The 24,732-nt window shown below is 59.5% G+C and carries 20 protein-coding genes; 15 read left to right on the top strand and 5 right to left on the bottom strand.

Annotated elements, in window-relative coordinates:
• The first annotated feature begins 96 nt into the window (after nucleotides 1–96).
• The 3 genes from TX23_RS15325 (at nucleotide 97) to TX23_RS15315 (ending at nucleotide 1,887) form a co-directional block, all read left to right on the top strand.
• Entirely contained in the window at nucleotides 97–618 is a 522-nt protein-coding gene (locus TX23_RS15325) for a DUF3455 domain-containing protein (protein WP_057702906.1), read from the top strand.
• A gap of 85 nt (nucleotides 619–703) precedes the next feature.
• Nucleotides 704–1,222: a sigma-70 family RNA polymerase sigma factor gene (locus tag TX23_RS15320; protein ID WP_057702905.1), complete on the top strand. Its 519-nt coding sequence runs from the start codon at nucleotides 704–706 to the stop codon at nucleotides 1,220–1,222.
• Nucleotides 1,219–1,887, top strand: a complete 669-nt coding sequence (locus TX23_RS15315; RefSeq protein ID WP_057702904.1) for an anti-sigma factor — start codon at nucleotides 1,219–1,221, stop codon at nucleotides 1,885–1,887. Before TX23_RS15320 ends, TX23_RS15315 begins: the two co-directional genes overlap by 4 nt.
• Nucleotide 1,888: 1 nt before the next feature.
• On the opposite strand, the gene TX23_RS15310 is transcribed toward TX23_RS15315, so the two are convergent.
• Both TX23_RS15310 and TX23_RS15305 read right to left on the bottom strand, forming a co-directional pair.
• On the bottom strand, nucleotides 1,889–3,190 hold the full coding sequence (locus TX23_RS15310) for an ATP-binding protein (protein WP_057702903.1): 1,302 nt from the start codon (nucleotides 3,188–3,190) through the stop codon (nucleotides 1,889–1,891).
• A gap of 3 nt (nucleotides 3,191–3,193) precedes the next feature.
• Entirely contained in the window at nucleotides 3,194–3,895 is a 702-nt protein-coding gene (locus TX23_RS15305) for a response regulator transcription factor (protein WP_005788610.1), read from the bottom strand.
• Nucleotides 3,896–4,122: 227 nt separating this feature from the next.
• Between TX23_RS15305 and TX23_RS15300 the strand changes: the two genes are divergently transcribed.
• The 6 genes from TX23_RS15300 to TX23_RS15275 all read left to right on the top strand — a co-directional run bounded on the left by TX23_RS15300 (nucleotide 4,123) and on the right by TX23_RS15275 (nucleotide 11,515).
• Entirely contained in the window at nucleotides 4,123–5,265 is a 1,143-nt protein-coding gene (locus TX23_RS15300; RefSeq protein ID WP_057702902.1) for an efflux RND transporter periplasmic adaptor subunit, read from the top strand.
• A gap of 6 nt (nucleotides 5,266–5,271) precedes the next feature.
• Nucleotides 5,272–8,370: an efflux RND transporter permease subunit gene (locus TX23_RS15295; RefSeq protein ID WP_057702901.1), complete on the top strand. Its 3,099-nt coding sequence runs from the start codon at nucleotides 5,272–5,274 to the stop codon at nucleotides 8,368–8,370.
• Nucleotides 8,371–8,552: 182 nt separating this feature from the next.
• Complete coding sequence (locus TX23_RS15290) at nucleotides 8,553–9,194, top strand: DUF1345 domain-containing protein (protein ID WP_057702900.1); 642 nt, start codon at nucleotides 8,553–8,555, stop codon at nucleotides 9,192–9,194.
• A 72-nt stretch (nucleotides 9,195–9,266) separates the two neighbouring features.
• On the top strand, nucleotides 9,267–10,106 hold the full coding sequence (locus TX23_RS15285) for an AraC family transcriptional regulator (RefSeq protein WP_057702899.1): 840 nt from the start codon (nucleotides 9,267–9,269) through the stop codon (nucleotides 10,104–10,106).
• A gap of 54 nt (nucleotides 10,107–10,160) precedes the next feature.
• Nucleotides 10,161–10,760, top strand: coding sequence for a LysE family translocator (locus TX23_RS15280; protein WP_057702898.1), 600 nt, complete (start codon nucleotides 10,161–10,163; stop codon nucleotides 10,758–10,760).
• A gap of 281 nt (nucleotides 10,761–11,041) precedes the next feature.
• The gene (locus TX23_RS15275; RefSeq protein ID WP_057702897.1) at nucleotides 11,042–11,515 is read left to right on the top strand and encodes a hypothetical protein; all 474 of its coding nucleotides are present in this window, start codon (nucleotides 11,042–11,044) and stop codon (nucleotides 11,513–11,515) included.
• 56 nt (nucleotides 11,516–11,571) lie between these two features.
• Here the strand turns inward: TX23_RS15275 and TX23_RS15270 are convergent, their stop codons facing one another.
• The 3 genes from TX23_RS15270 to TX23_RS15260 all read right to left on the bottom strand — a co-directional run bounded on the left by TX23_RS15270 (nucleotide 11,572) and on the right by TX23_RS15260 (nucleotide 17,636).
• A complete protein-coding gene (locus tag TX23_RS15270) occupies nucleotides 11,572–13,839 on the bottom strand; it encodes an autotransporter outer membrane beta-barrel domain-containing protein (RefSeq protein WP_057702896.1) in 2,268 nt (755 codons plus the stop codon).
• Nucleotides 13,840–14,154: 315 nt separating this feature from the next.
• On the bottom strand, nucleotides 14,155–16,233 hold the full coding sequence (locus tag TX23_RS15265; protein ID WP_244885959.1) for a hypothetical protein: 2,079 nt from the start codon (nucleotides 16,231–16,233) through the stop codon (nucleotides 14,155–14,157).
• A 137-nt stretch (nucleotides 16,234–16,370) separates the two neighbouring features.
• Nucleotides 16,371–17,636, bottom strand: a complete 1,266-nt coding sequence (locus TX23_RS15260; protein ID WP_057702894.1) for a hypothetical protein — start codon at nucleotides 17,634–17,636, stop codon at nucleotides 16,371–16,373.
• Between the two features lie 246 nt (nucleotides 17,637–17,882).
• On the opposite strand from TX23_RS15260, the gene TX23_RS15255 reads away from it, so the two are divergent.
• From TX23_RS15255 to TX23_RS15230, 6 genes are all read left to right on the top strand, one after another.
• Nucleotides 17,883–18,929 (top strand): LacI family DNA-binding transcriptional regulator, encoded by a 1,047-nt coding sequence (locus tag TX23_RS15255; RefSeq protein ID WP_087149502.1) that lies wholly within the window; start codon nucleotides 17,883–17,885, stop codon nucleotides 18,927–18,929.
• A 121-nt stretch (nucleotides 18,930–19,050) separates the two neighbouring features.
• The gene (locus TX23_RS15250; RefSeq protein WP_057702893.1) at nucleotides 19,051–19,833 is read left to right on the top strand and encodes a sugar phosphate isomerase/epimerase family protein; all 783 of its coding nucleotides are present in this window, start codon (nucleotides 19,051–19,053) and stop codon (nucleotides 19,831–19,833) included.
• The gene (locus TX23_RS15245; RefSeq protein ID WP_057702892.1) at nucleotides 19,826–20,767 is read left to right on the top strand and encodes a sugar kinase; all 942 of its coding nucleotides are present in this window, start codon (nucleotides 19,826–19,828) and stop codon (nucleotides 20,765–20,767) included. The genes TX23_RS15250 and TX23_RS15245 overlap by 8 nt, the downstream gene beginning before the upstream one ends.
• A gap of 45 nt (nucleotides 20,768–20,812) precedes the next feature.
• On the top strand, nucleotides 20,813–22,105 hold the full coding sequence (locus TX23_RS15240; protein ID WP_057022484.1) for an MFS transporter: 1,293 nt from the start codon (nucleotides 20,813–20,815) through the stop codon (nucleotides 22,103–22,105).
• Nucleotides 22,102–23,079, top strand: coding sequence for an NAD(P)-dependent oxidoreductase (locus TX23_RS15235; RefSeq protein ID WP_057702891.1), 978 nt, complete (start codon nucleotides 22,102–22,104; stop codon nucleotides 23,077–23,079). The genes TX23_RS15240 and TX23_RS15235 overlap by 4 nt, the downstream gene beginning before the upstream one ends.
• Nucleotides 23,080–23,296: 217 nt before the next feature.
• Nucleotides 23,297–24,727: a nucleobase:cation symporter-2 family protein gene (locus TX23_RS15230; RefSeq protein WP_057702890.1), complete on the top strand. Its 1,431-nt coding sequence runs from the start codon at nucleotides 23,297–23,299 to the stop codon at nucleotides 24,725–24,727.
• The last annotated feature ends 5 nt before the right edge of the window (nucleotides 24,728–24,732 follow it).

The following is a 24,732-nucleotide window of genomic DNA, read 5'->3' as shown; positions in this document are numbered from 1 at the left end:
CACTCCAAACTTTATTTTCTAAACGCTGCATCCAATTGATCCGCTCATGGGTAATACCTTCAGTAACCGTGCTGTTCTACCCAATGGAGAATCACCATGAACGCTAAAGCCCTGCTCTGCTTCACCGGTTTGCTTATCGCCAGCCCCGCCACCTTTGCCCAGGCCGGCCTGCCTGACAGTATCAAGGTGCCCCAGGGTCACAAGATTGCGATGGAGACCACAGGCATCGGCGAAATCACCTATGAGTGTCGCGACAAGGCCAATGCCGCAGGCCAGACCGAATGGACCTTTGTCGGCCCCAAGGCCGTGCTGAATGATCGCAGCGGCAAGCAAGTAGGCACCTACTTCGGCCCACCGGCGACCTGGCAGGCCAAGGACGGCTCCAGGATCACCGCCACGCAATTGGCCGTGGCGCCATCGAGCCCGGGCAACCTGCCCTATCAACTGGTCAAGGCCAATCCGGCTGAAGGCCAGGGCGCGATGACTGGCGTGAGCTATATACAGCGGGTTGCACTCAAGGGTGGCGTGGCGCCGAGCAGTGAATGCACCGCCGCCGACAAGGGCAAGCAGGAAAAGGTGAAATACCAGGCCGACTACATTTTCTGGGTATCCAACTGAGCAAACTCGACTACGCTGCCCAAAGGAAATTGCATCCCTCAGTGCAGGCGACGTGCTTGCATGGGGGTTGCCTTGAGGAAGTCATGTGTTTGATTACGAAGCCTGCCTGTCGGCCTGCGCCCGTGGCGATCAACAGGCCCTGCGCCGCTTGTACGAGCAAGACAGCAGCCATTTGCTGGGCGTAGCGCTGCGCATCGTGCGTGACAAGGGGCTGGCCGAGGATGTGGTGCATGACGCATTTATCAAGATCTGGAACGGAGCCGCCGGTTTCGACCTTAGCCGAGGCTCGGCGCGTGGATGGATGTTCAGCATCACTCGGCACCTGGCACTGAATATCGTGCGCAATGCCGGCCGCGAGATTGCCTTGAGCCAAGCGCACGAACCACACGCCGAACCTGCCGAAACCTTTGAGTTCACGGCACGCTCGGGGCAGATCCACACCTGCCTGGCGCACCTTGATCCGGCCCGCCGCCGGTGCATCCTGCATGCCTACGTCGACGGCTATTCTCATAGCGAAATCGCGGAGAAACTAGGCACCCCACTGGGGACGATCAAAGCCTGGATCAAACGCAGCCTCGCCGCGCTCCGGGAGTGCATGGCATGAACAACGACGAACTGCCCAGCGAATACGTATTGGGCACGCTGCCCCCTGAGCAACGGGCCGACGTTGAGCAGCGCATCGGACACGACAGCGCGCTGCGCAAGGCGGTGGATGCCTGGGAGCAGCGCCTGTTGCCGCTGACGGCGCTGGCCGAACCGGTGCCTCCCTCCCCGCAATTATGGCGGCGCATACAAGGCACACTCGCGCCACCGCCGGCCTTTGTCTCCTGGTGGAACCTGCTGGCCCTATGGCGTGGCCTGGCCGCCGCTGGGCTGGCGGCAAGCATCGTATTGGCGACGCTGTTGCTGACCCGCCCGCCTGCCGCCAACCCGACCTTTGTGGTGGTACTGGCGGCGCCGCAAGGCCAGTCACCCGGTTGGGTCATCCAGGCCAGCAATGACCAGAAGATCCAGTTGATTCCCTTGGGAGTGGTGCAAGTGCCAGCGGACAAGGCCCTGCAATTCTGGACCAAGGGTGACGGCTGGCAAGCGCCGGTGTCCCTGGGTTTGGTCAAACCGGGGCAGACGCTGTCGATGCACTTGGACAACCTGCCCCCGCTTACGCAAAACCAACTGTTCGAGCTGACACTTGAAGGCCCAGCCGGCTCACCCACTGGCAAGCCGACCGGGCCGATCCAAGCTATCGGCCGCGCGGTCAAGGTGCTGTGATCTACCTCTGAGTCGGCAACCACAGCCGAAACCGCGCTCCGCCCAGCGGCGACGCCAGCGCCGTCAAGGTGCCGTCCTGGGCCTCCAGGGCGCGCCGGCTGATCGCCAGGCCCAGGCCAAAGCCGCCGGTGGCGCGGTCGCGGCTGCGGTCCAGGCGGTAGAACGGTTCGAAGATGCGCTCGCGCTGGTCCACCGGTATGCCGATGCCGTCGTCATCCACCCAGATTTCGCAGCCGTTGGGACACACCTTGACCCCCACCTGGATGCGTTTATCGCAGTAGCGCGTCGCATTGCGCAGCAGGTTCTGCAAGGCGCGGGCGGTAAGGCGCGGGTCGAGGCTGAAGCGCTCGACGCTGCAGTCCAGCGCCACGTCGATGACGATCTCGGGGTTTTCCAGCTCGTCGTCGACGCTGCCCAGCACGCTGTCGATAAACTCATCGAGCGCCACCTCGACGCGTTCGGGCAATTGCGCAGGATTTTGCAGGCGGCTGTAGGAGAGCAATTCCAGCACCAGCTCATCCAGCTCGCGAATATGCGCCACCAGGCTTTGCAGGCGCTCGCGGCTGGCGGGGGGCATGTCTTCGGAAAGCGCCAGGGCCAGGCCGAAATCCAGACGCGTGAGCGGTGTGCGCAGTTCATGGGAGACCGCATTAAGCAAGTCGCGCTGTTGATTGAGCAGGTGCTCGATATCGTCGGCCATGGTGTCGAACACTGCGGCCAGGCTGCCGATGCTGGAGCTGGGCGGAAGCCGTGTACGCTCCCCAAGATGGCCCTTGCCCAACAGCGCGGCGGTGCTTTTGAGGCGCTCCAGGTCACGCCAGTGCGGACGCAGCCACACCAACAGGCACGCCAGCAGTGCTGCGCCAATCAACACGTTCATCGACCAGTACAGCAGGTTCATGTCCAAGGGGTCCGGCGGGATCGTCAGCTTGACCGCGAACTGCTGATTGATCGGCGAGCTGATTTCTTCCATCCAGCCCCACTCGCCCAGGCGGATCACCGGCTTGCCTTGCTCCAGCAGTTGTTCTTCCTGGGGTGTATAGCGGGCGTCCTGGCGCAGCAACAATTGAACCTTCAAGGGCGCAAAATCGCGGCTCAACTGGTCGGTCACCTGGGACCAATGCTCCACCGGTGCGCGCTGGTACTGCTTGACCATAAGCTTTTGCAGGCCACGGGACTGTTCGATGTTGTAGTTCATGTAGCGGTGTTCGAACAGCTGAATCACCAGCTTGGGAATCAGAAAGATGGCGGCGCTATAGGTAATGATGGTGATCAGGTAGAGGCGAAGCAGCACACGGAACATGATTCAGCATTCCCACTCGGAACGGCTGAACAGATAACCCTTGCCCCACACGGTCTTGATCTTGCGCGCTTCGCCGGCGTGGTCGTCAAATTTGCGCCGCAGCTTGGAAATGGCCACGTCTACCGAGCGGTCGGTGCCGTTGAACTCGATGCCGCGCAGGCGTTGCAGGATCTGGTCGCGGCTGAGCACTTCACCGGCGTGGCGCGCCAATACGACCAGCAGGTTATATTCGCCGCTGGACAGTTCCACCGCCTGCTCGCGCCAGGTGACGGTGCGCTCCGACAGGTCGATGCACAGGTTGCCCATGATGATCCGGTCGTTGGCCACCTGGGGTTCAGACAGGCTGCTGCGGCGCAGCAGCGTGCGCACCCGGGCCAGCAGCACGCGCGGCTCGCAGGGTTTGGTTACATAATCGTCGGCGCCCATTTCCAGGCCCAACACCTGGTCGTGGCTGTCGTCGCGGGCGGTCAGCATCAGGATCGGCAGGCCCGCCGAGTCGGCGCGCAACAGGCGGCAGACTTGCAAGCCATCCAGGCCCGGCAACATCAGATCGAGGATCACCAGGTCCGGCGGGTTCAGACGTGCACGTTCGCGTACGTGGTCGCCACGGCTGAGCACGCTGACGTGATAGCCATTGCGTTCCAGGTAGCTGGCGATCAGCTCGGAGAGTGCGGCGTCGTCTTCGACCAGAAGGATGTTGGGCATGGTGTTTCCAATGAATGCTGTTTACGGGGTGTGCAGGGATCCAAATGTGGGTGGGGGCTTCCCCCCTTGCACATTGAATCCTCAATAATTGCAGGATTGTGCAAGGATATACGCCCCCGACGCCAAGCGCGCCGCACCTTACACTTCTTCACACACGACCTACATAGCTTCACAGCACCACGGCGCAGGTGTCCTTAGGATGCGCCAGTCAATATTGGGATAAGAGCATGTCGAAGAATCTATTTGCGCCGTTTTGCCTGTTGGCCCTCACACTGGCGCTGAGCGCGTGTGGCCAGTCTGCAGACGAGGCGCCACAAATGCCCCTGGCCAAAGTGCGCATCGAAACCCTGCAAGCCAAGCCCCTGTCCATTACCAGCGAACTGAGCGGGCGTATCGCCGCGCCGCGCATTGCCGAAGTGCGCGCGCGGGTCGCCGGTGTGGTCATGCAACGCGTGTTCAAGGAAGGTCACGATGTGAAACAGGGCGATGTGCTGTTCCGTATTGACCCGGCGCCGTTCAAGGCTGACCTGGACAGTGCCCAGGCCAACCTCAGCAAAGCCGAGGCCAATGCATTTCAGGCACGCCTGCAAGAGCAGCGCTACAGCCAGTTGGTCGAGGGCAACGCCATCAGCGGGCAGGAATACGACAACGCCCGCGCCACACTGCGCCAGACCAACGCAGAGGTTGCCGCACAAAAGGCTGCGGTCGAGCGCGCCAGGCTGAACCTGGGCTATGCCACCGTGACCGCGCCGATTTCCGGGCGCATCGGTCGCGCCCTGGTAACCGAAGGCGCGCTGGTCGGCCAGAACGAAGCCACGCCGCTGGCAATTATCCAGCAGTTGGACCCGATCCATGCTGACCTCACCCAATCCACCCGTGAGCTGAACGACCTGCGCCGCGCCTTCCGCGCCGGCAGCTTGAAGCAGGTCGGCCAGGACCAGGCCAAGGCCACGCTGATCCAGGATGACGGCAGCCTGTACCCGTTGCCGGGCAAGCTGTTGTTCGCCGAGATCAGCGTAGATCCCGGCACCGGGCAGATCATTTTGCGCAGCGAGTTCCCCAACCCGGATCTGGACCTGTTGCCCGGCAGCTTCGTGCGGGTACGCCTGGAACAAGCGGTAGACAAGCAAGGCATCAGCGTGCCGCAACGCGCCATCACCCGTGACAGCGCCGGTATCCCGATGGTGTTGCTGCTGGACGCCGAGCAGACCGTCAGCCAGCAGCCGGTGGAACTGGGTGCGGTGATCGAGGACCGCTGGATCGTCAGCAGTGGCCTCAAGCCCGGCGATCGCATTATCGTCGAGGGCCTGCAACATGCACGGCCCGGCGAAAAAGTTGAAGTGGACGACAGCCCGCTCGTAAAGGAATAACCCGTCATGCCGCAGTTCTTTATTGACCGCCCGATTTTTGCCTGGGTGGTGGCCCTGTTTATCCTGCTGGCCGGCTTCCTGGCCATCCCGCAGTTGCCGGTGGCTCAGTACCCCAACGTCGCGCCACCGAAGGTGGAAATCTACGCGGTGTACCCGGGCGCGTCGGCCCAGACCCTGGACGAAAGCGTGGTCAGCCTGATCGAGCAGGAGCTCAACGGCGCTGATCACCTGCTGTATTTCGAATCCCAAAGCAGCCTGGGTTCGGCGACGATCACCGCGACCTTCCAGCCGGGCACCGACCCGGAAATGGCCCAGGTGGATGTGCAGAACCGCCTCAAGGTCGTTGAGCCGCGCCTGCCCCAGGCTGTCACTCAACAAGGCTTGCAGGTGGAAAAAGTCTCCGCCGGGTTCCTGCTGCTGGTGACCCTGACTTCCAACGACGGCAAGCTCGACGACGTTGCGCTCAGCGATTACCTGGCGCGCAACGTGATGAACGAGCTCAAGCGTCTGGACGGCGTCGGCAAGGCGCAGTTGTACGGCGCCGAGCGGGCCATGCGCATCTGGATCGACCCGCAGAAGCTGATCGGTTTCAACCTGACGCCGGCTGACGTCAACGCCGCGATCAGCGCGCAGAACGCCCAGGTCTCGGCGGGCAGCATCGGGGACTTGCCGGGCACCAATACCCAGGAAATCACCGCGGCGATTCTGGTCAAGGGCCAACTGTCGACGCCGGCGGAATTCGCCGACATCGTGCTCAAGGCCAACCCCGACGGTTCCACCGTGCGCATCGGCGATGTGGCGCGCGTGGAAGTCGGCAGCCAGGAATACCAGTTCTCCACGCGCCTGAACGGCAAGCCCTCCACCGCCGTCAGCGTGCAGCTGTCGCCCGGCGCCAACGCACTGAGCACCGCAACCCTGGTGCGGGCGAAGATGGATGAACTGTCGCGCTACTTCCCGGCCAATGTGGAATACAAGATTCCCTACGACACCTCACCGTTCGTCAAGGTCTCGATCACCAAGGTGGTTTACACCCTGCTGGAAGCCATGGCGCTGGTGTTTGCGGTGATGTTCCTGTTCCTGCAGAACGTGCGCTACACCCTGATCCCCACGCTGGTGGTGCCGATTGCATTGATGGGCACCTTTGCCACCATGCTGTTGCTGGGCTTCTCGATCAACGTGCTGACCATGTTCGGCATGGTATTGGCCATCGGCATCCTGGTGGACGATGCCATTGTGGTGGTGGAAAACGTCGAGCGCATCATGGCCACCGAGGGCCTGTCGCCCAAGGACGCGACCAAGAAAGCCATGGGCCAGATCACCGGCGCCATCATCGGTATTACCCTGGTGCTGGTGGCGGTGTTCCTGCCGATGGCTTTCATGCCGGGCTCGGTGGGTGTGATCTACCAGCAGTTTTCGTTGTCGATGGCCACCTCGATCCTGTTCTCGGCGTTCCTGGCCCTGACCTTGACCCCGGCCCTGTGCGCCACCTTGCTCAAGCCGATTGCCAAGGGCGAACACCACGCCAAGGGCGGGTTCTTCGGCTGGTTCAACCGACGCTTCGAGCAGCTTACCGACCGTTATGAAGGCTGGGTGGCCTATGCCCTCAAGCGCAGCGGCCGCTACCTGCTGATCTACCTGGTATTGCTGGTGGGCATGGGGCTGTTGTTCAGCCGCCTGCCCTCCTCGTTCCTGCCGGTGGAGGACCAGGGTTACACCATCACCGATATCCAGCTGCCACCCGGCGCCAGCAAGAACCGCACGGTGCAGGTGGCCGAACAGATCGAGGCGCACAACGCAGGCGAACCTGGAGTGGGTGATACCACCATGATCATGGGCTTCAGTTTCTCCGGTTCCGGGCAGAACGCGGCGCTGGCGTTTACCACGCTCAAGGACTGGTCTGAACGCGGCAGCGATGACTCGGCGGCGTCGATTGCCGACCGCGCCAACATGGCCTTCAGCGAGCTCAAGGATGCGATTGCCTATGCGATCCTGCCACCGCCGGTGGATGGCCTCGGCACCTCCAGTGGTTTCGAGTTCCGCCTGCAGGACCGTGGCGGCGTTGGTCATGCCGGCTTGATGGCAGCACGTACCGAACTGCTGGACGCCGCGGCAAAAAGCCCGATCCTGGCCAACGTGCGCGAAAGCGCCCTGGCCGAAGCCCCGCAAGTGCAGCTGGAAGTCGACCGCAAGCAGGCCAATGCCCTAGGCGTGTCGTTTGCCGATGTGGGCAATGTGCTGTCTTCCGCGATCGGCTCGGCTTATGTCAACGACTTCCCCAACCAGGGTCGTATGCAGCGGGTGGTGGTGCAGGCCGAAGGCGACCAGCGCAGCCAGGTGGCCGACCTGATGAAGATCAACGTGCGCAACAACGCGGGCAAGATGGTGCCGCTGTCGGCCTTTGTCGAAGCCAAGTGGACCCAGGGCCCGACGCAGTTGACCCGCTACAACGGCTACCCGGCCATCGCCATCAGCGGTGAGGCGGCGCCGGGGCACAGCACGGGCGAAGCCATGGACGAAATCCAGCGCCTGGTCAGCCAGTTGCCTGCCGGGCTGGGCCAGGAATGGACCGGCTTGTCCTTGCAGGAACGCTTGTCCGGCTCCCAGGCGCCGCTGCTGTTGGGCCTGTCATTGCTGATTGTGTTCCTGTGCCTGGCGGCGCTGTATGAGAGCTGGTCGATCCCGACCTCGGTATTGCTGGTGGTGCCACTGGGCGTACTGGGTGCGGTGCTGGCGGTCTCCTTGCGCGGGATGCCCAACGATGTGTTCTTCAAGGTCGGCCTGATCACCATCATCGGCCTGTCGGCGAAAAACGCGATCCTGATCATCGAGTTCGCCAAGGACCTGTATGACCAGGGCGAGGACTTGATCGACGCCACCTTAAAGGCTGCGCGGTTGCGCCTGCGACCGATCATCATGACCTCGCTGGCGTTTATCCTCGGCGTGGTGCCATTGGCAATTGCCACCGGGGCCAGTTCGGCCAGTCAGCAGGCGATTGGTACCGGTGTGATTGGCGGGATGATCACGGCGACATTGGCGGTGGTGTTTGTGCCGGTGTTCTTTGTGGTGGTGATGAAGCTGGTGCGCAAGCGCCATAAGCTAAACTGACATCGCCGCAGCCAAATGTGGGAGCTGGCTTGCCTGCGATGACGGCGGCACAGGCGACATAAGTGTTACCTGAACCAACGCTATCGCAGGCAAGCCAGCTCCCACAGGGTTATTGATTGCATTCATGATCAGGTACACCCGAATAAGCTATGGTGCTCACACATAGTTCTTTGTGAGCCACCATGCCCTTCCTCGCCCGCACCCACCCTCGCCTCTCATCCGCAGCCGTACTGGGCCTTGCCGTAGGCATTCTGGTACCGGCTGACACCCTCGCCAGCAAAGTCCTGATCGGCTGGAACGCCGGCGTCTGGACCTACCTCGTTTTGATGCTATGGCTGACCATTCGCGCCAAGGCCGAGGACGTCAAGCGCATCGCCGAAATCGAAGACGAGAACGCCGGGCTGGTGTTGTTCATGGTGTGCATCGCCGCCATCGCCAGCCTGGCGACCATCACCTTCGAACTGGTCGGCAGCAAGGACCTGGCCGCTTCCGAGCGCCTGCTGCACTACGGTTTCACCGGGCTGACGGTGATCGGCTCCTGGCTGTTGATCGGGGTGATTTTCAGCGTGCACTACGCCAGGCTCTATTACACCTGGCAAGGCAAGGAGCCGGCGCTGCGCTTTGCCGAAGGCTTGCTCACACCCAACTACTGGGACTTCCTGTATTTTTCCTTCACCATCGGCGTGGCGGTGCAAACCTCGGATGTGGGCGTCGCCACCCGTGGCCTGCGCAAGGTGGTGCTGGGGCAGTCGTTGATCGGTTTTCTGTTCAATACGGCGATCCTAGGTTTCTCGATCAACATCGCCGCCGGCTTGTTTGGCTAGACTGCACAAATCTTCTAGACGCCCTCCCCGTTGTCGGCGCCAATTGCACATTACATTCAGCCTCGGTGTTGTATGCGCGCGCACAATTGGATCGACCTGAACCAGGACGCCGACACCGGCATCGAGACCCTGCGCGCGCATTTCGAGGGCCATGCCTACGACCCCCATTGGCATGACAGCTATCTGGTGGGCGTCACCGAACAAGGCATACAGCAATTCAACTGCCGGCGCACGCGGCATGACAGCGTGCCGGGCCAGGTGTTTCTGCTGGAGCCTGGTGAGATCCACGATGGCCATGCGCCTACTGTCGATGGCTTCACTTACCGCATGCTCTACCTCGACCCACATTGGCTGGAACGGGAAATCTGCAGCGTATTCGAGGAAGCGCCCGCTCACCATCAGTTGAGCTTCGCCCGCACCCTGGCCAACGACCCACGCCTGGCCCTGGCCACCAGCCAGGCATTTCACAGCTTGCACCACAGCGAACTGCGGATCGTACGGCAAAGTGCTCTGGACCAATTGCTGGAACGCCTGACCGGCCAGCTCTACTGGCGCATGCGCTACCGCGACGATCCCCGTTTACCGCGGGTGGCCCACAAGGCACGGGACTACCTGCACGCCCACCTGCATCAGGATATAGGCATGAACGAGTTGGCCCTGGCGTGCGGTGTCGATCGCTTTCGCCTCAGCCGCGCCTTCAAGAGCGCCTTCGGCCTGGCGCCCCAAGCTTACCTGGTGCAACTTCGGCTCACACGTGCCCGGCGTTTATTGGCCAAGGGCGAGCAGCCGGCAGCGGTGGCGATGGCCCTGGGCTTCGCCGATCAAAGCCATCTGGGCCGCTGGTTTGTGCGCGCCTACGGCCTGACACCCGCCGCCTACCGAAAGCGCTGCTCAAATCTTCCAGACAGTTAACCGCCAGGCTTGTGAAGATCGACTCCATCGATTGGTCCATCGGAGTCACCCACCATGCTGTCCACGTTCGTGCCGTTCATGCTGTTCGCCTTCGTCGCCTGCATTACCCCTGGCCCGACCAATATCCTGGTGCTGAGCAACAGTGCCCGTTACGGTTTCAAGGCCACACTGCCAATTATTCTGGGTGCCTGCGCGGGAGCGGCGGGGATTGTGCTGCTGGTGGGCTGCGGGGTGGGCCAGTCTCTGGTGCAAGTGCCCAGGGTGCAAACCGTGATGCAGTGGGTCGGTGTGGCTTGGCTGAGTTACCTGGCGTGGCGGATTTTCAGCGCACCGCCGCATGTCATGGAGGAGCAAACAACCCATAAGCGACTTGGCCTGCTTGGAGCCGCGAGCTTGCAACTGATCAATCCCAAGTCCTGGATGATGGCACTTGCAGTAGTTAGCGTGTTTGTCGGCGACGGTACTGAGCAACAAAAACAAGTGCTGTACGTGTCTCTGATATTTTTCCTGATTTCACTGCCGTGTTTGAGTACTTGGGCATTGTTGGGTGTGGCATCAGGCCGGGCGCTGGCTTCTGCCGGAGTGATAGTAGGTTTCAATAGATGCATGGGAATAGTACTGCTGGGATCGACCTGGCTTGGCGCCCTCACCTGAACCCGTTCTTTTCTCCGAGAATACTTAGTAAAAAAAGAACTAAAAATAGTGTTTTATACAACCCAAAAATCAATTGCATGGTAGTCAGGCCCTTTGATTCGCGCCACGTTGGCGCACCTACTAGAGCGCGAAACAAACGGTGCTCATTCATGAATTGCGCGATTCGTATACTGTCAGTTATGACAGTTTACAGCGCAGGTCTTCTGCGATCTCATAACTAAGCCATCGCTTGCGGAGCACCCGCTGCTTTCGCCTAACTGGTCACTCATGGAGACACAATCATGTCAGCACACAGTGCAACGTTAACACCTCACCAACAACGGGCCTTGTTTCCAAAATCGAACAGCGCTCAAGGAAGCTTTACAGTTTCCGTCGACTCGAACGCCATCACCATCCAGACGAAGGATATCGTGCACGACACCACAAAGCATATGTATGGCATTACTGGCCGGAACGCTGAAGCAATTAGCGATACCGTGAGAGAAATTTATATACAGTTCGAGGACACCACTGCGGCCGGGACGGTTTTTCATCTGGAGGATAGTGAGTTCACTAACACCAGGGTCTGGTTCAGCGTCGATACAGGCATTAACAAATACGCCGTACGCGTCGTTACAGGCACCCTGGTCATTCAAGAGCTTTCGTCTCAAGGAATTCATATTTCACTTGCTTGCACTGGCAGCACCGAAAGAAACCCTTCGGGAAAATCACACGCTATGGTCATCAATGCAGATCTTCACACCGGAACATGGTGAACAAAACATCAAAAAAAGCCCGTATCCTGCGATACGGGCTTTTGACAATGCATTAGTTACCAAGTGTAGCGAACCCCCACATTCGCCCCCCAAGGTTGCTCAACTCGACCACCGCTGCTGTGCTCGAGGTCGGCATGCAGTTGAAGGTTCTGCGAGAGTTTTACCGCCATACCGGCGCCAAACTCAGCGCGAGAGCCGGACAAGTCGTTGTTGAATACATTGTTATTCACCGAGACTTTATTGTTATTGGCAAACTCATGCACCATCGCCGCTCGCAGATAAGGTTGTACAACACTCCCTGTATCGAGCTGGATGTCACGCCCAACGGTTGCGCCAGCCTTGGCCATGATTGAGCGCGTACGTTCGCCCTTGGCTTCCAGGCCGTTATCCAGGTTGTAATTGGCGCCCTGGATCACCACGGTGGACATTTGCGCGTAAGGCTCGATAAAGAACCCGTCATCCAACTTGATGTTGCGGCCGAATTCGGCCGACAAGCCGCCCCCGGTATTGGTGTACTTGCCCTTGGACGACGTACCGTCACTCAGACCCACCTTGGACTCATTCTGGAACCGGTTGACCTTGGCCACCGCATCGAAATACAGGCCGCTTTCCTCATCCAGCCAAGTCGCATAAGCACCCAGGTAGTAACTCTTCACATTACCGGAGGTGCCGCGCTTGAGGTTCAGGTCAGAGGTGCTGTGGCCGGCCATCACACCCACCAGCCACTGACTGTCGGCCAACGGCGTGTCGGTACCCAAAGTGAAGCCCTGCTGGTTCTGGCTGTAGCCAATCCCGGTGCTATCAGACACTTCGTACTTGTTGCCATAACCACGGATCCACACACCCGCCTGGGCAGGATCGAAACGCAGCTCCCCCATACGCGAACGCAGGGAAGTCGCCTCGCCGTACCACACGGTCGGTGCGGTGTTGAACAGCGCCAATACCGAGCGGGTGCCTGGGCTGATCACGCGGTTGTTCGGGTCGAGAAACCAGTCGGTCCCTTCCTTTTTCAGGCCATAGGAGTAAGCGCCGACGTCAACCACATCGCCCACCAGGGAGAACTGCGCGTCACCGCCACCGGTGTGTACAACGCGGATATCCTCCGGGTTGGTCGGTTCCGCACCGCTGGCCGCGAGCAACAGTTTGTGATCGCCCTTGGCCTCGCCCTCGACGTTCAAGAAGTCCGTAACGCCACGAGCGAAATCGGTGCCCATGACGAAAGTGCCGTTGCCGTCAAGGCTGTCAACGTCCAACTGGTAGAACGCATGAGTCTCACCGAATTTCACCGTACCGCCGGCCAGGCTCAAGGCGCCGACCTGGCTGTCGCCGGTCAACTCCCAATAAGACTGATCGCCTATGGCAAGGCTGGTGACATTCTGCATCTGGCCCGTCAGCCCGGCACGATTTTGCAAGCTTAGATGCGCGGTGCTGCCTTGCTCGACGATAACGTCGCCACGCAAATCGCTGTTATCGACATTCATAGATGCCACGGCACCGCCGTTCACTTCCAGCAATATGCCGTTACCGCCTGTCAGAGTCGAACCGTTGCGCACGTCGATCTCAACGGTCGGAACCCTGCCTGGTCGCCCCTCGACGAGAATAGCGGAGCCTGTGCGGCCTTCTACATGGGAGTTGTCCAGTACCAGCTTGCCAACCTCAGCGTTTTTCAACTGGTTGGTCACCACGACACCATTCTTGCCGCCGATCAGTGTGCTTTGACTCGCGGCAACCAATGCACCGCCATCCAATCGAACACCAAAACTGTCCGCGCCGGTACCTTCCACCCAGGTGTTTTGGTTGAAATGCAGTTCGCTGTTGCCTTGGGCCGTGGCCCCCCCGACAACGCCGAAGATGTTGCTACTCAATACCTTGGCAACCCCTCCTTGAAGGGAGCCTGCACTTTGAAATACTTGCAGTCCGAAGTTGGTATGACTGATCAGGTTGCTGTCGATAATTGTCGCAGTGCTGTCATCCAGGCGCAGGGCTGCCCACGTTGGGTTCCTGGATTCCACATGGGCGCCTGTGAGGCTGACGGTTGAACCCTGGGTAGCGCGAATATCCTCTACGCGGCTGCCTGGATTTATAATCAAAGCCGAATCATTGACGATGATACGTTGCGCTCTGGCGCCATTAAGTGTCAGTTCGGCTTTCCAATCCAACTGCCAATCATTGGCTGACTCACTCGAATCAATTGTTTTGCTCTCACCGATTAAATGGCCGGCTTGGGCTGCTCCTGAAACAGCCGCCAACATACATAAAGTTATCGTTGGTACTTTCATCATAGCGCTCAAAGGCTTGAGCTTAAAGTTGGGCAATACGTGCATGGCTGATCACTCTCTGGGGTAGAGTCTTGGATAACGGCTTGGCTCGTTCCCTCGGAATGGAGCCTTACCTGTGCGACGCAAAGAGTAAGGATCAGACACCCCAAACACTGTAGGATTTATCTTAGATAACACGCTGAATCGACATCGCTGAGACGCGGAAAACTAAAAGGCGCAATTAGGCGCTGCTGGCTTTCTTTACCGCAAGCAAAAAAAATCCGATGCCAATACAGGCATCGGATTGTTTCTTGCGACCCAAGGTCAAGCACGAGGGCTAACGCTTTGATTGAGTCACTTCACTTCCACTACGGCTCAGTGTCAGGGGGTTGGCGGTACCGTGCCATCGCAGTAGGTGTGGGCATTCGACATGCCAACGCGCGTATCCGACGGTATCCCACGCCCGGTTACGCCATTACTCAAAACCGTAGAGTAAGTCGCGACGCAGTTGCCCGTTGGCGCCTGATCCAGATAGCCCTTGTAGTCGATTTCGAATGTGATTCCGTTGTCTTTGTCGTTCTGGGTTATGGTCGGGTGTGTAAGCGTTAATGGAAACGGTCCTGGTGGCCGACCTGCGAGTGTATTGGTAAGGCTCAATTCCAACGTCAGCGGCACACCTAACGCCATCCTGGTATCTCCCGGTACGTAGACTTCACCATACAGAACAGGGGGTGGTCCTGGCGATCGGGTTTTCAGCGAGGCGCAGTTCCAACGATTCCCAGAGTTGCGGCCTACATACTCTGCTGACGCTAACATTGTCGTCACTGCATCCTGTACATCAACCTCAGTGGGCGGGGAAGGATTCTCATTGGTGGTGTCCGGGTCGATAACCAGATAGCTGATGGTCTTGAGGTCATTACCATGACGGGCAACCACGTCCCAGTCGATCTCGAAAGAAAAAGTATCACCACCTTGCTCCGTAGTGATAGGGAATGGCCCAACTCGCTCACCCTCCCACAGGAAGATGATCGACAGCCCCGAATGAGGAGCCACTGCGACTGTCCATAACACAATATCCACGCGCACACTTTGGTCGGCATGCTCTGGCAATAAAACATCCGGCGTTGTCGAGCCGGCCCCAAATACGTGGGCTTCATTAAGGTTGATATTAGGTGTGCCAGGTTCTCCTGGGTTGGTTGGACCACCGACTGACAAATCGAGCCGGATGGTGGTGTCCAAGGAAGGAAACAACGTGCCGTTTCGCGAAATCCGGTACCGGACAGGCACCAATTGCGGCCCGACCGTAAGCTGTGTGTAGGCAGCCTTGAACTGTGCCTGCATACCATCGAATACTTGCGGAAACGTATTGAAAACCGGGCCCAGGCCGCTCCAGGGCTGCGTACCTATTTGCACTTCGAGTCGATCGAGCAATGGAGCATGATTGTTATAGACTCTGACCCATATTTCAGGATCCAGCAGATAATCAGCGATGTCGATCAAGTCATCTGTGCTGCCGCCTTCCGGTGCGGGAGCCAGTGGCAAAAATGGCGCACGTTGTTCGGGGTCATCGATCAGCCTTACTTCACGTTCTTCGATGAATGAGGGGCGACTGACGTTACCCGCCCTGTCGGTAATAGTGTAAAAGGCCCGATACCTCCCACTCAGATCAATCAGAGCACGAGGCAGGAAAAAAGTATTACCGGTCTGCAGCATCGGGATCCCGCCGGGCGGGCTCACGATGTCCTGGTCGCGGGGAAACATCACCGTGCTCCAGTAGACGGTAATGAAGTCACCCGCCTGCCACTGACCCGGCGGCTGAACGAAGGTGTTGTCGGGAATACCGAACTGTATCCCGCCGTTCATCGTCAGATAGGCATCGTCAATAACCGCACCGTCAGGAAGGTTGATGGGGAATACGAGGGCAGTAGGTTGATCACGAAACCCGACATCAGCGTAGGGGGGAATGGTATCGACCGTAAATCGGCCAGGATCGGAAGTATCCCCAGTCCCGCCTGGAAAGCCGCCAAAGTCTCGGTACTGAATGCTTCTGAGTTGAAAAAAACCGTGGCGAAACCCGCCAATCGGTGCAGAAATCGGAATATTAAATTTGACAGGTATTGGAATAGGGGTCGCGCTCAATTGAATCGGCCCCGCTATACGAGTCCAAACAGGTGGAAGTGCCTGAAGGTCTTGTAGCTCAATTTCGAACCAGTCATCGAAATCAGACAAGTCACCTGTCGTACATTCAGCCGTGATGCCGACGGTCGCAAGATTGGCCGGGATCGTACCGGTTGCATCGTCGAGTGCCTCCGCAATCGTGACGGCTGCCGGGTTAGCCGTAGGTGCCGAGGGGATTTTCGGGTTGCTGCTCATTTGAAGATCTCCACTATCGCTTGATATAGGTTCCTTACACACATATTTGTCCGCCAGGTTCACTTCGGCTACCGGGCGAATGACCACGACCCGATTTCCGGCAACAGCTTTTCCCGCCGCCTGAGTTGCGGCACAACCAAAACACTCAGCACTTGCATTCAAACCCGTTCGCAGCGGCCAACCTTGTTAATGGCAGCGCTCACGCCCCCTGACGAAACCGCCCGTCAGGGTTCCGGGACATTGCCGTCAATCCAGCAATAACGGGGTGGCGGCGCGGATGGAACGACGCGATCAAATCGCGCGAACCTGGAAAAAGACCGCCCAATGATGGCGCCGCCTCTGGACACCATGTAGCTAGCTTCCCCCCCCGCAGTGACTCTGAGTGGCCGAATCAAACGCTCGACATCTCTGATCCAGAACGAGTGGCCGCTGGCATCAGCGACGCCGTCCCAGACATGGGTCTGGGTTTCAACAATATTGGGCATCGGGTCTACATCAGGAGCCTGGCGATACCCCTGAAACCGCATCGTGATGAGATCTCCATCTTGAATAGCTGGGAACGGTGGCGAGCCCTGATTGATGCGGATTTCAACGCCCACCCAGATCGGCGGTATACAGGCACACGTCATCCATTTGTTCGGATTGTTTATTGGGTCCGATTCCGTCTGTGGAAACAGCGGCCTGAGGTAAGTCGGGGTGGGGATGGCAACACTCAGACCGGCTCGCGCCACCTCTGAAAATTGCGGATTGAGGTTACCGGCCCGATCTCTCAGACGGTAAAAGCAAAAGATAAACAAGGCGCCTGGGAAACTTCGAAAAATCGTATCGGGGACGTCGACGAATATTTGACCCGTAGCACTGACCTGCGGTGGTGAAATGAAGCTGGGCGCCCCCGTAGGCAGAGCGTCCATTGCCGAGAAGTACAACAGTATTTCGTCACCCTCATCTCGCCCCCGATAACCACCCGGTATTTCCATCGGAACCAACGGGTTGAGGTCCAGATAATCAAGGGTAATCGGATCGACAGGGAAAATTGCGGGCGCGAGTGTTTCACCGACACCTGGGGCGTCGCGGTCGATTCGAAGCGCCGTGAGCTGCGAAGTATCAAAGCTTGGGTTAGACGGCGAATCGACATGTATGCGAAATGACAGATCTACTCTCGCGCTGTTCAGCAGAAATGCTTGAGGAATCGACGCAGGATAGGGAAAGTCATCTGCAGTAAGTGGACCATCCAATCTCAACGGCGGAAACACATCAACGGGGGTAGCGCTATGGTCATCCCATACAAATACGACGAAGTGGGTATCGCCGGCACCCGGCAGAAACGACCATGGCATGGGAAGCTCCACCTCCAGATCGTTGAAATAGTACTGCGCAGGCACCAGTCCATCGGCGAGGGCACGCACAACGGTAGGCCCATCCAGAGCAAGAGTGTCGCCTGAACCAGAAACTGCGGTACTCACTGGACTGTGCTTTTTTTGCCCACTCATGCTGCCACCCCTGGAATGACCGTTTAACTGTTTATGGCTTGTGCAGCGCCGTTCACTTGGGGCCAATTGAACACGCCATATATGGGTTTGGATACTGTCAGAATTAACAGGTAGGCTGACCACTCATCAGTTTTGCGGATGTGGCGCATGGACATACCCCTCAATAAAACTTGACGTAAGTAGCTCGCTGGTGTTTTCTGAAACCGGTTTCAACCCGTTACCCATTCCAATAAGAAAGGCTTTACCGTGACTCCATTTTCCGCCGCCCAGCGTAGCCGCGTGACCATGCTCGACGTTGCCGAGCGCGCTGGCGTGTCCAAGGCCAGCGTCTCGCGCTTCATCGGCGATGACCGCGCCCTGCTCTCAGATGCCATTGCCCTGCGCATCGAACAGGCTATCGACGAACTCGGTTATCGCCCCAACCAGATGGCCCGCGGCCTCAAACGTGGGCGCACGCGCCTGATCGGTATGCTGGTGGCCGATATCCGTAACCCCTATTCCATTGCCGTGATGCACGGTGTCGAAACCGCCTGCCGTCAGCACGGCTACAGCCTGGTGGTGTGCAACACCGACCGCGATGACGAACAGGAGCGCCAGCATCTGGCAGCGCTGCGCTCGTACAACATCGAAGGGCTGATCGTGAATACCCTGGGCCATCACCTCGACCAACTGCTGGAACTGCAACGGGAAATGCCCCTGGTGCTGGTGGACCGCAAGGTCGAGCCGTTGCACAGCGACATGGTGGGTCTGGACAACCCAGCGGCGGTGCGTATGGCGGTAGAGCATCTTGAGCAACAGGGTTATCGCGACGTGCTGCTGGTGAGCGAAGCCACCGATGGCACCAGCTCACGCCTTGAGCGCCTGGAGAGTTTCAAGGCCGAGATTGCCCGGCGCCCAGGCTTGACCGGCGCGGTGGTTGAACTGGATGGCGAACTGCAAGGCCGTCTGCAAACCTTTTTAGCCAGGCCCGGCCCCAAAGCGCTGTTCTGCGCCAACGGTGTTGCTGCGCTGGCCTGCACACATACGCTCAAGGCGTTGGGCTGCACGCTGTTCGACGATGTCGGCCTGATCGCTCTGGATGACCTGGACTGGTACCCGCTGGTGGGCAACGGCATCACCGCCCTCGCCCAGCCGACGCAAGCAATTGGCGCCAGTGCATTTGACTGTTTGCTCAAACGTCTGCGCGGTGATACCGCTCCCACGCGCACCCTGGATTTTTTACCCGAGCTGATTATCCGTGGCTCCACCGCCCTGTCCCTTTGTAGGAGCGAGCTTGCTCGCGAAAGTCGTTAACGATAACGCGCAGCGTCAGGATTAGCGCGGCGCCCTCGAGCTTTTCGCGAGCAAGCTCGCTCCTACAAGGGTTGTGTGTTTTTTTCAGAAAAAATGAAACCGGTTTCAGAGGTAAACAACAATGCATAAATACCCCGTTTCCATCAGCCTTTCCAGCTACGGCGCCGACCTTGTCCGCCAGCAGGGCCAATTGAGCTTTGTCGCGTTACTCAGCGCCGCCGGTGCCCAGCGCATCGAATGGCGTGAAGAGTTGCTGACCCGCGAACAGCCCGCCGAACTGGCCCAGGCCGCCGCAGAACAGGGCCTGGAATCAGTCTTTTCCTCGCCTTTGGAACTCTGGGTCGCCGGTCGCGCCCAACCCAATCCGGAACTCGCGGCCACCCTGGACCGCGCTCACGCCTTCGGTTCACGTTGGCTGAAAGTCTCCCTCGGATACTTCACCGACACCAACGACCTGGAAAGCCTGCATGCCCTGCTCAACCGCCATTCGGTCAAGCTGTTGGTGGAAAACGACCAGACCCTGCACGGCGGCCGAATCGAGCCGATGCAACGGTTTTTCACCGAAGTCGAACGCCTGGGCTTGCCGGTGAAGATGACCTTCGATATCGGCAACTGGCAGTGGCAAGACCAGTCTGCGCTGACCGCCGCACGCCTGCTGGGCCGGCATGTGGATTACCTGCATTGCAAGGCCGTGGCCCGTCGCGACGACGGCAAGCTGGTGGCCTTGCCGCCTGGCGCTACCGACCTGCATCTGTGGGAACAACTGCTCAAGCATATGACTCAAGGTATTACGCGGGCGGTGGAGTTTCCGTTGCAGGGCGAGGACCTGGTGGAGGTCACTGCACAACAGGTCGCCACCCTCGCCTGCCTTGGCCAACCCCGCGTGGAGAATGCCCATGTCTGAGATCGATATTCTGTCGTTTGGTGAAACCATGGCGATGTTTGTCGCCGAGCAGACCGGCGATCTGGCCCAGGTCGGGCAGTTTCACAAACGCATTGCCGGCGCCGACAGCAATGTCGCCATTGGTTTGTCGCGCCTGGGGTTCAACGTGGCATGGCTGAGCCGAGTGGGTGACGATTCCCTCGGGCGCTTTGTGGTCGACACCCTGGGCAAGGAAGGCATTGATTGCCGCCATGTGGCCGTCGACCCACTGCACCCCACGGGGTTTCAGCTCAAGTCGCGCGAAGAGGCCGGCGCTGATCCCCAGGTCGAGTACTTCCGCAAAGGTTCGGCGGCCAGCCATTTGTCCATTGCCGACATCAGCCCGGCGCTGTTGCAAGCGCGCCATGTGCACGCCACCGGGATTCCACCGGCGTTGTCCGATGCCACCCGTGAACTATCCTTTGAACTGATGAAGCAAATGCGCAACGCCGGGCGCAGCGTGTCATTCGACCCGAACCTGCGCCCTTCGCTCTGGGCCAGCCAGGCGCTGATGATCCGCGAAATCAATGCCCTGGCCGCTCTGGCTGACTGGGTGTTGCCGGGCCTGAGTGAAGGCCGCTTGCTCACCGGTTTCGAAGATCCTGCGGATATCGCTGCGTTTTACCTCGACCAGGGTGCCGAAGCCGTGGCGATCAAACTCGGCCCCGAAGGCGCCTATTACCGCACCCACATGGACCAGGGCTTCGTCGCCGCCGTCAAGGTGGAAAACGTCGTGGACACCGTCGGCGCCGGCGATGGTTTTGCCGTGGGCATGATCAGCGCCCTGCTGGAAAACTCAAGCTTCCCCGAGGCGGTCCAGCGCGCTAACTGGATCGGCAGCCGCGCTGTGCAGAGCCGTGGCGATATGGAGGGTTTGCCGACCCGCGCCGAATTACCCACTCGATCCGTTGCGTAACCCATTACCTGTTGCCACAACTACAACAAGCTCAGGAGCAACCCCATGGAAACCGTGAAACTCGCCACCCGCCGTTGGTGGTACATCATGCCTATCGTGTTTATCACCTACAGCCTGGCCTACCTGGACCGCGCCAACTACGGCTTCGCCGCCGCCTCCGGGATGGCCGAAGACCTGATGATCACGCCGGGCATGTCCTCGCTGCTTGGCGCGCTGTTTTTCCTCGGCTACTTTTTCTTTCAGGTGCCGGGGGCGATCTACGCGCAAAAGCGCAGCGTTAAAAAACTGATTTTCGTCAGCCTGATCCTCTGGGGTGGCCTGGCGACCCTGACCGGCGTGGTGTCCAACGCCTATATGTTGATCGTCATCCGCTTCATGCTCGGGGTGGTCGAAGCCGCGGTGATGCCAGCCATGCTGGTGTACCTGTGTCATTGGTTCACCCGTGCCGAACGCTCGCGGGCCAACACCTTCCTGATCCTCGGCAACCCGGTGACCATGCTGTGGATGTCGGTGGTCTCGGGCTACCTGGTGCAGCATTTCAGCTGGCGCTGGATGTTTATCATCGAGGGCCTGCCGGCGGTGCTGTGGGCGTTTATCTGGTGGAAGCTGGCGGATGAAAAACCCGCCGATGCCAAGTGGCTGAGCGAACAGCACAAAAAAGACCTGGAAACCGCCCTCGCCGCCGAGCAAGTCGGCATCAAGGCGGTGAAGAACTACGCCGAGGCGTTCCGCTCGCCCAAGGTGATCATCCTTGCCCTGCAATTCTTCTGCTGGAGCATTGGCGTGTACGGCTTTGTGCTGTGGCTGCCGTCGATCCTCAAGGCCGGCTTGCAGATGGACATGGTCGAAGCCGGCTGGCTGTCGGCGCTGCCGTACCTGGCGGCGGTGATCGGTATGCTGGTGGTGTCGTGGGGCTCGGACAAACTGCAAAAACGTAAGCGCTTTGTTTGGCCGCCGTTGCTGATTGCGTCCATCGCCTTCTACGCGTCCTACGTGTTGGGCGCCGAACATTTCTGGTGGTCCTACACCCTGCTGGTGATCGCCGGGGCGTGCATGTACGCACCCTATGGCCCGTTCTTCGCCATCGTCCCGGAAATCCTCCCCGCCAACGTCGCCGGTGGCGCCATGGCACTGATCAACAGCATGGGCGCGCTGGGCTCGTTCGGCGGCTCATACCTGGTGGGTTACCTCAACAGCAGCACCGGCTCGCCAGGCGCTTCGTACCTGCTGATGAGCGGTGCGTTGCTGCTGTCGGTAGTGCTGACGATTTTCCTCAAGCCCGGCGCCAGTGACCGCTCGCCGGCGCCAACCCTGGAGTTGAAGGTAAAAACCTCATGAAAAAGTCCGTTGTGTTGTACAAAAAACTGCCCGCGCCGTTGATGGCCCGCCTGCATGAGCAAGCCGAGGTGACGCTGATCGATGCACTGGATGAAACCGGCCTGGCCAAACTGCGCGACGCACTGCCCACCGCCCACGGCCTGCTGGGTGCAAGCCTGCGCCTGGACGCCCGGTTGCTCGACCTGGCACCCAAGCTGGAAGCCGTGGCCAGCGTCTCGGTGGGCGTGGACAACTACGACATCGACTACCTGACCCAGCGCGGCATTCTGCTCAGCAACACACCGGATGTGCTCACCGAAACCACTGCCGACACCGGCTTTGCGCTGATCCTGGCCACCGCCCGGCGCGTGGTCGAACTGGCCGACATGGTGCGTGCCGGCCAGTGGAGCAAGAACATCGGCCCGGCGCATTTCGGCAGCGATGTGCATGGCAAGACCCTGGGCATTATCGGTATGGGCCGCATTGGTGAAGCTCTGGCCCAGCGGGGGCACTTTGGTTTTGGTATGCCGGTGATCTACCACAGCCATTCGCCCAAGCCTGCGGTGGAAGCGCGTTTTGGCGCGCAATACCGAAGCCTTGAGGACTTGCTCAAAGAGGCGGATTTTGTCTGCCTGACGTTGCCGCTCACCGCAGAAACCGAAAAGCTTATTGGCGCCGAGGAATTCGCGCTGATGGGGCCGGAGACGATCTTCATCAATATCTCACGGGGCAAAGTGGTGGATGAGGCGGCGCTGGTTGAAGCATTGCAGCAGCGCACCATCCGTGCGGCGGGGTTGGATGTGTTCGAGAAAGAACCCCTGGATCACGCCTCGCCGTTGCTGCGCTTGAACAACGTGGTGGCGACGCCGCATATCGGCTCGGCGACTCATGAAACGCGCGAGGCGATGGCCAAGTGTGCAGTGGATAATCTGTTGCAGGCGTTGTCGGGCGAGCGACCGCAAAACCTGGTGAACCCAGGGGCCTGGAAGCAATAAGCCCTAATGCCAGCTTTTGTAGGAGCGAGCTTGCTCGCGAAAAACTCACAGGCACCGCGTTTAATCAGAAAACATGTGCCATCGTTGACGTTTTTCGCGAGCAAGCTCGCTCCTACAGGGTTGGATGTGCAGGTTTTTCATAAATATCCTTTTACCCTTCTGACAGCCGACGCTTTCTGGCATCCTGCGCCTCCATTTTCCGACCCGAGCCCTCATTTTGTCTGACGCTCAAGCCCCCCGCCCGCGCTATAAATCCGACCTGATCTATGGCCTGGAAGACCGCCCGCACTTTACCGCGGCGATTTTTGCCGCCTTGCAGCATGTGCTGGCGAGCTTCGTCGGCATCATCACCCCGACCCTGATCGTCGGCGGCGTGTTGGGCCTCGAAAGCGAGGTGCCGTACCTGGTGAGCATGGCGCTATTCGTCTCGGGGCTCGGCACCTTCGTGCAGGCCCGCACGTTCGGGCCGGTGGGCTCGGGGCTGTTGTGCCTGCAAGGCACCAGCTTTTCGTTTATCAGCGTGATATTGAGCGCCGGGTTCATGGTCAAGGCCCGGGGCGGCGGCACGGATGAAATTCTCTCGACGATTTTTGGCATCTGCTTTTTCGCCGCCTTTATCGAGGTGGTGCTGAGCCAGTTCATCGGCAAACTGCGCAAGCTGATCACCCCGGTGGTGACTGGCACCATCATTACCCTGATGGGCCTGTCACTGATCAAGGTGGCAGTCACCGACATGGCCGGCGGCTATGGCGCGGGTGAACTGGGCGCCGCCAGCAATATGGGTCTGGGGGCGCTGGTGCTGCTGACCATCGTGGTGCTCAACCGCTTCAACAACCCGTTCCTGCGCCTGGGTTCGATCGTGATCGGCCTGACGCTGGGCTTTGTGGTGGCGTGGTTGCTGGGCCGGGTGGATATGGCCGCCCTGCCCCAGGTGCCATTGATCAGCGTGCCGGTGCCGTTCAAGTACGGCTTCTCGTTCGACTGGGTGGCGTTTATCCCGGTGGCCGTGATTTTCCTGATTTCGCCTTTGGAAGCGGCCGGCGACCTGACGGCCAACTCGATGATCTCCCAGCAACCGGTCAAGGGCCCGCTGTATATCAAGCGCATCAAGTCCGGCCTGCTGGCCGATGGCCTCAACTCGGCGATGGCCGCCACCTTCAACAGCCTGCCGATGGTGACGTTCGCCCAGAACAACGGCGTGATCCAACTGACCGGCGTGGCCAGCCGTTACGTGGCGTACTTTATCGCCGGGCTGCTGGTGCTGCTGGGGCTGTTCCCGATGATTGGCGCGGTGCTTCAGCTGATGCCCAAGCCGGTACTCGGCGGCGCGACCCTGATCATGTTCGGTACCGTGGCGGTGGCCGGGATCAAGATCCTCGCCGAAGCCGGCCTGCACCGGCGCAATGTGCTGATCGTGGCGATCTCCCTGGGGATGGGCCTGGGCGTCGCCGCGGTGCCGGAAGTGCTGCGCGACTTGCCCAAGGCGCTGCACAACATCTTCGAATCGCCGATCACTGTGGGCGCGTTCTGTGCAATCCTGCTGAACATTTTCCTGCCCGAAGAGTTCATAGAGCTGGAAGAAGATGAATTCGATCCGGAGTCCTCTACCCTCAAGGTCATGCAAGACCCGGACGTCACGAAACAGTAGGAGCA

Source organism: Pseudomonas paralactis, from assembly GCF_001439735.1.
GTDB classification, from domain to species: Bacteria; Pseudomonadota; Gammaproteobacteria; order Pseudomonadales; family Pseudomonadaceae; genus Aquipseudomonas; species Aquipseudomonas paralactis.
Note: the sequence above shows the minus strand (reverse complement) of the source record. Positions and strands in the feature narration are given on the sequence as shown.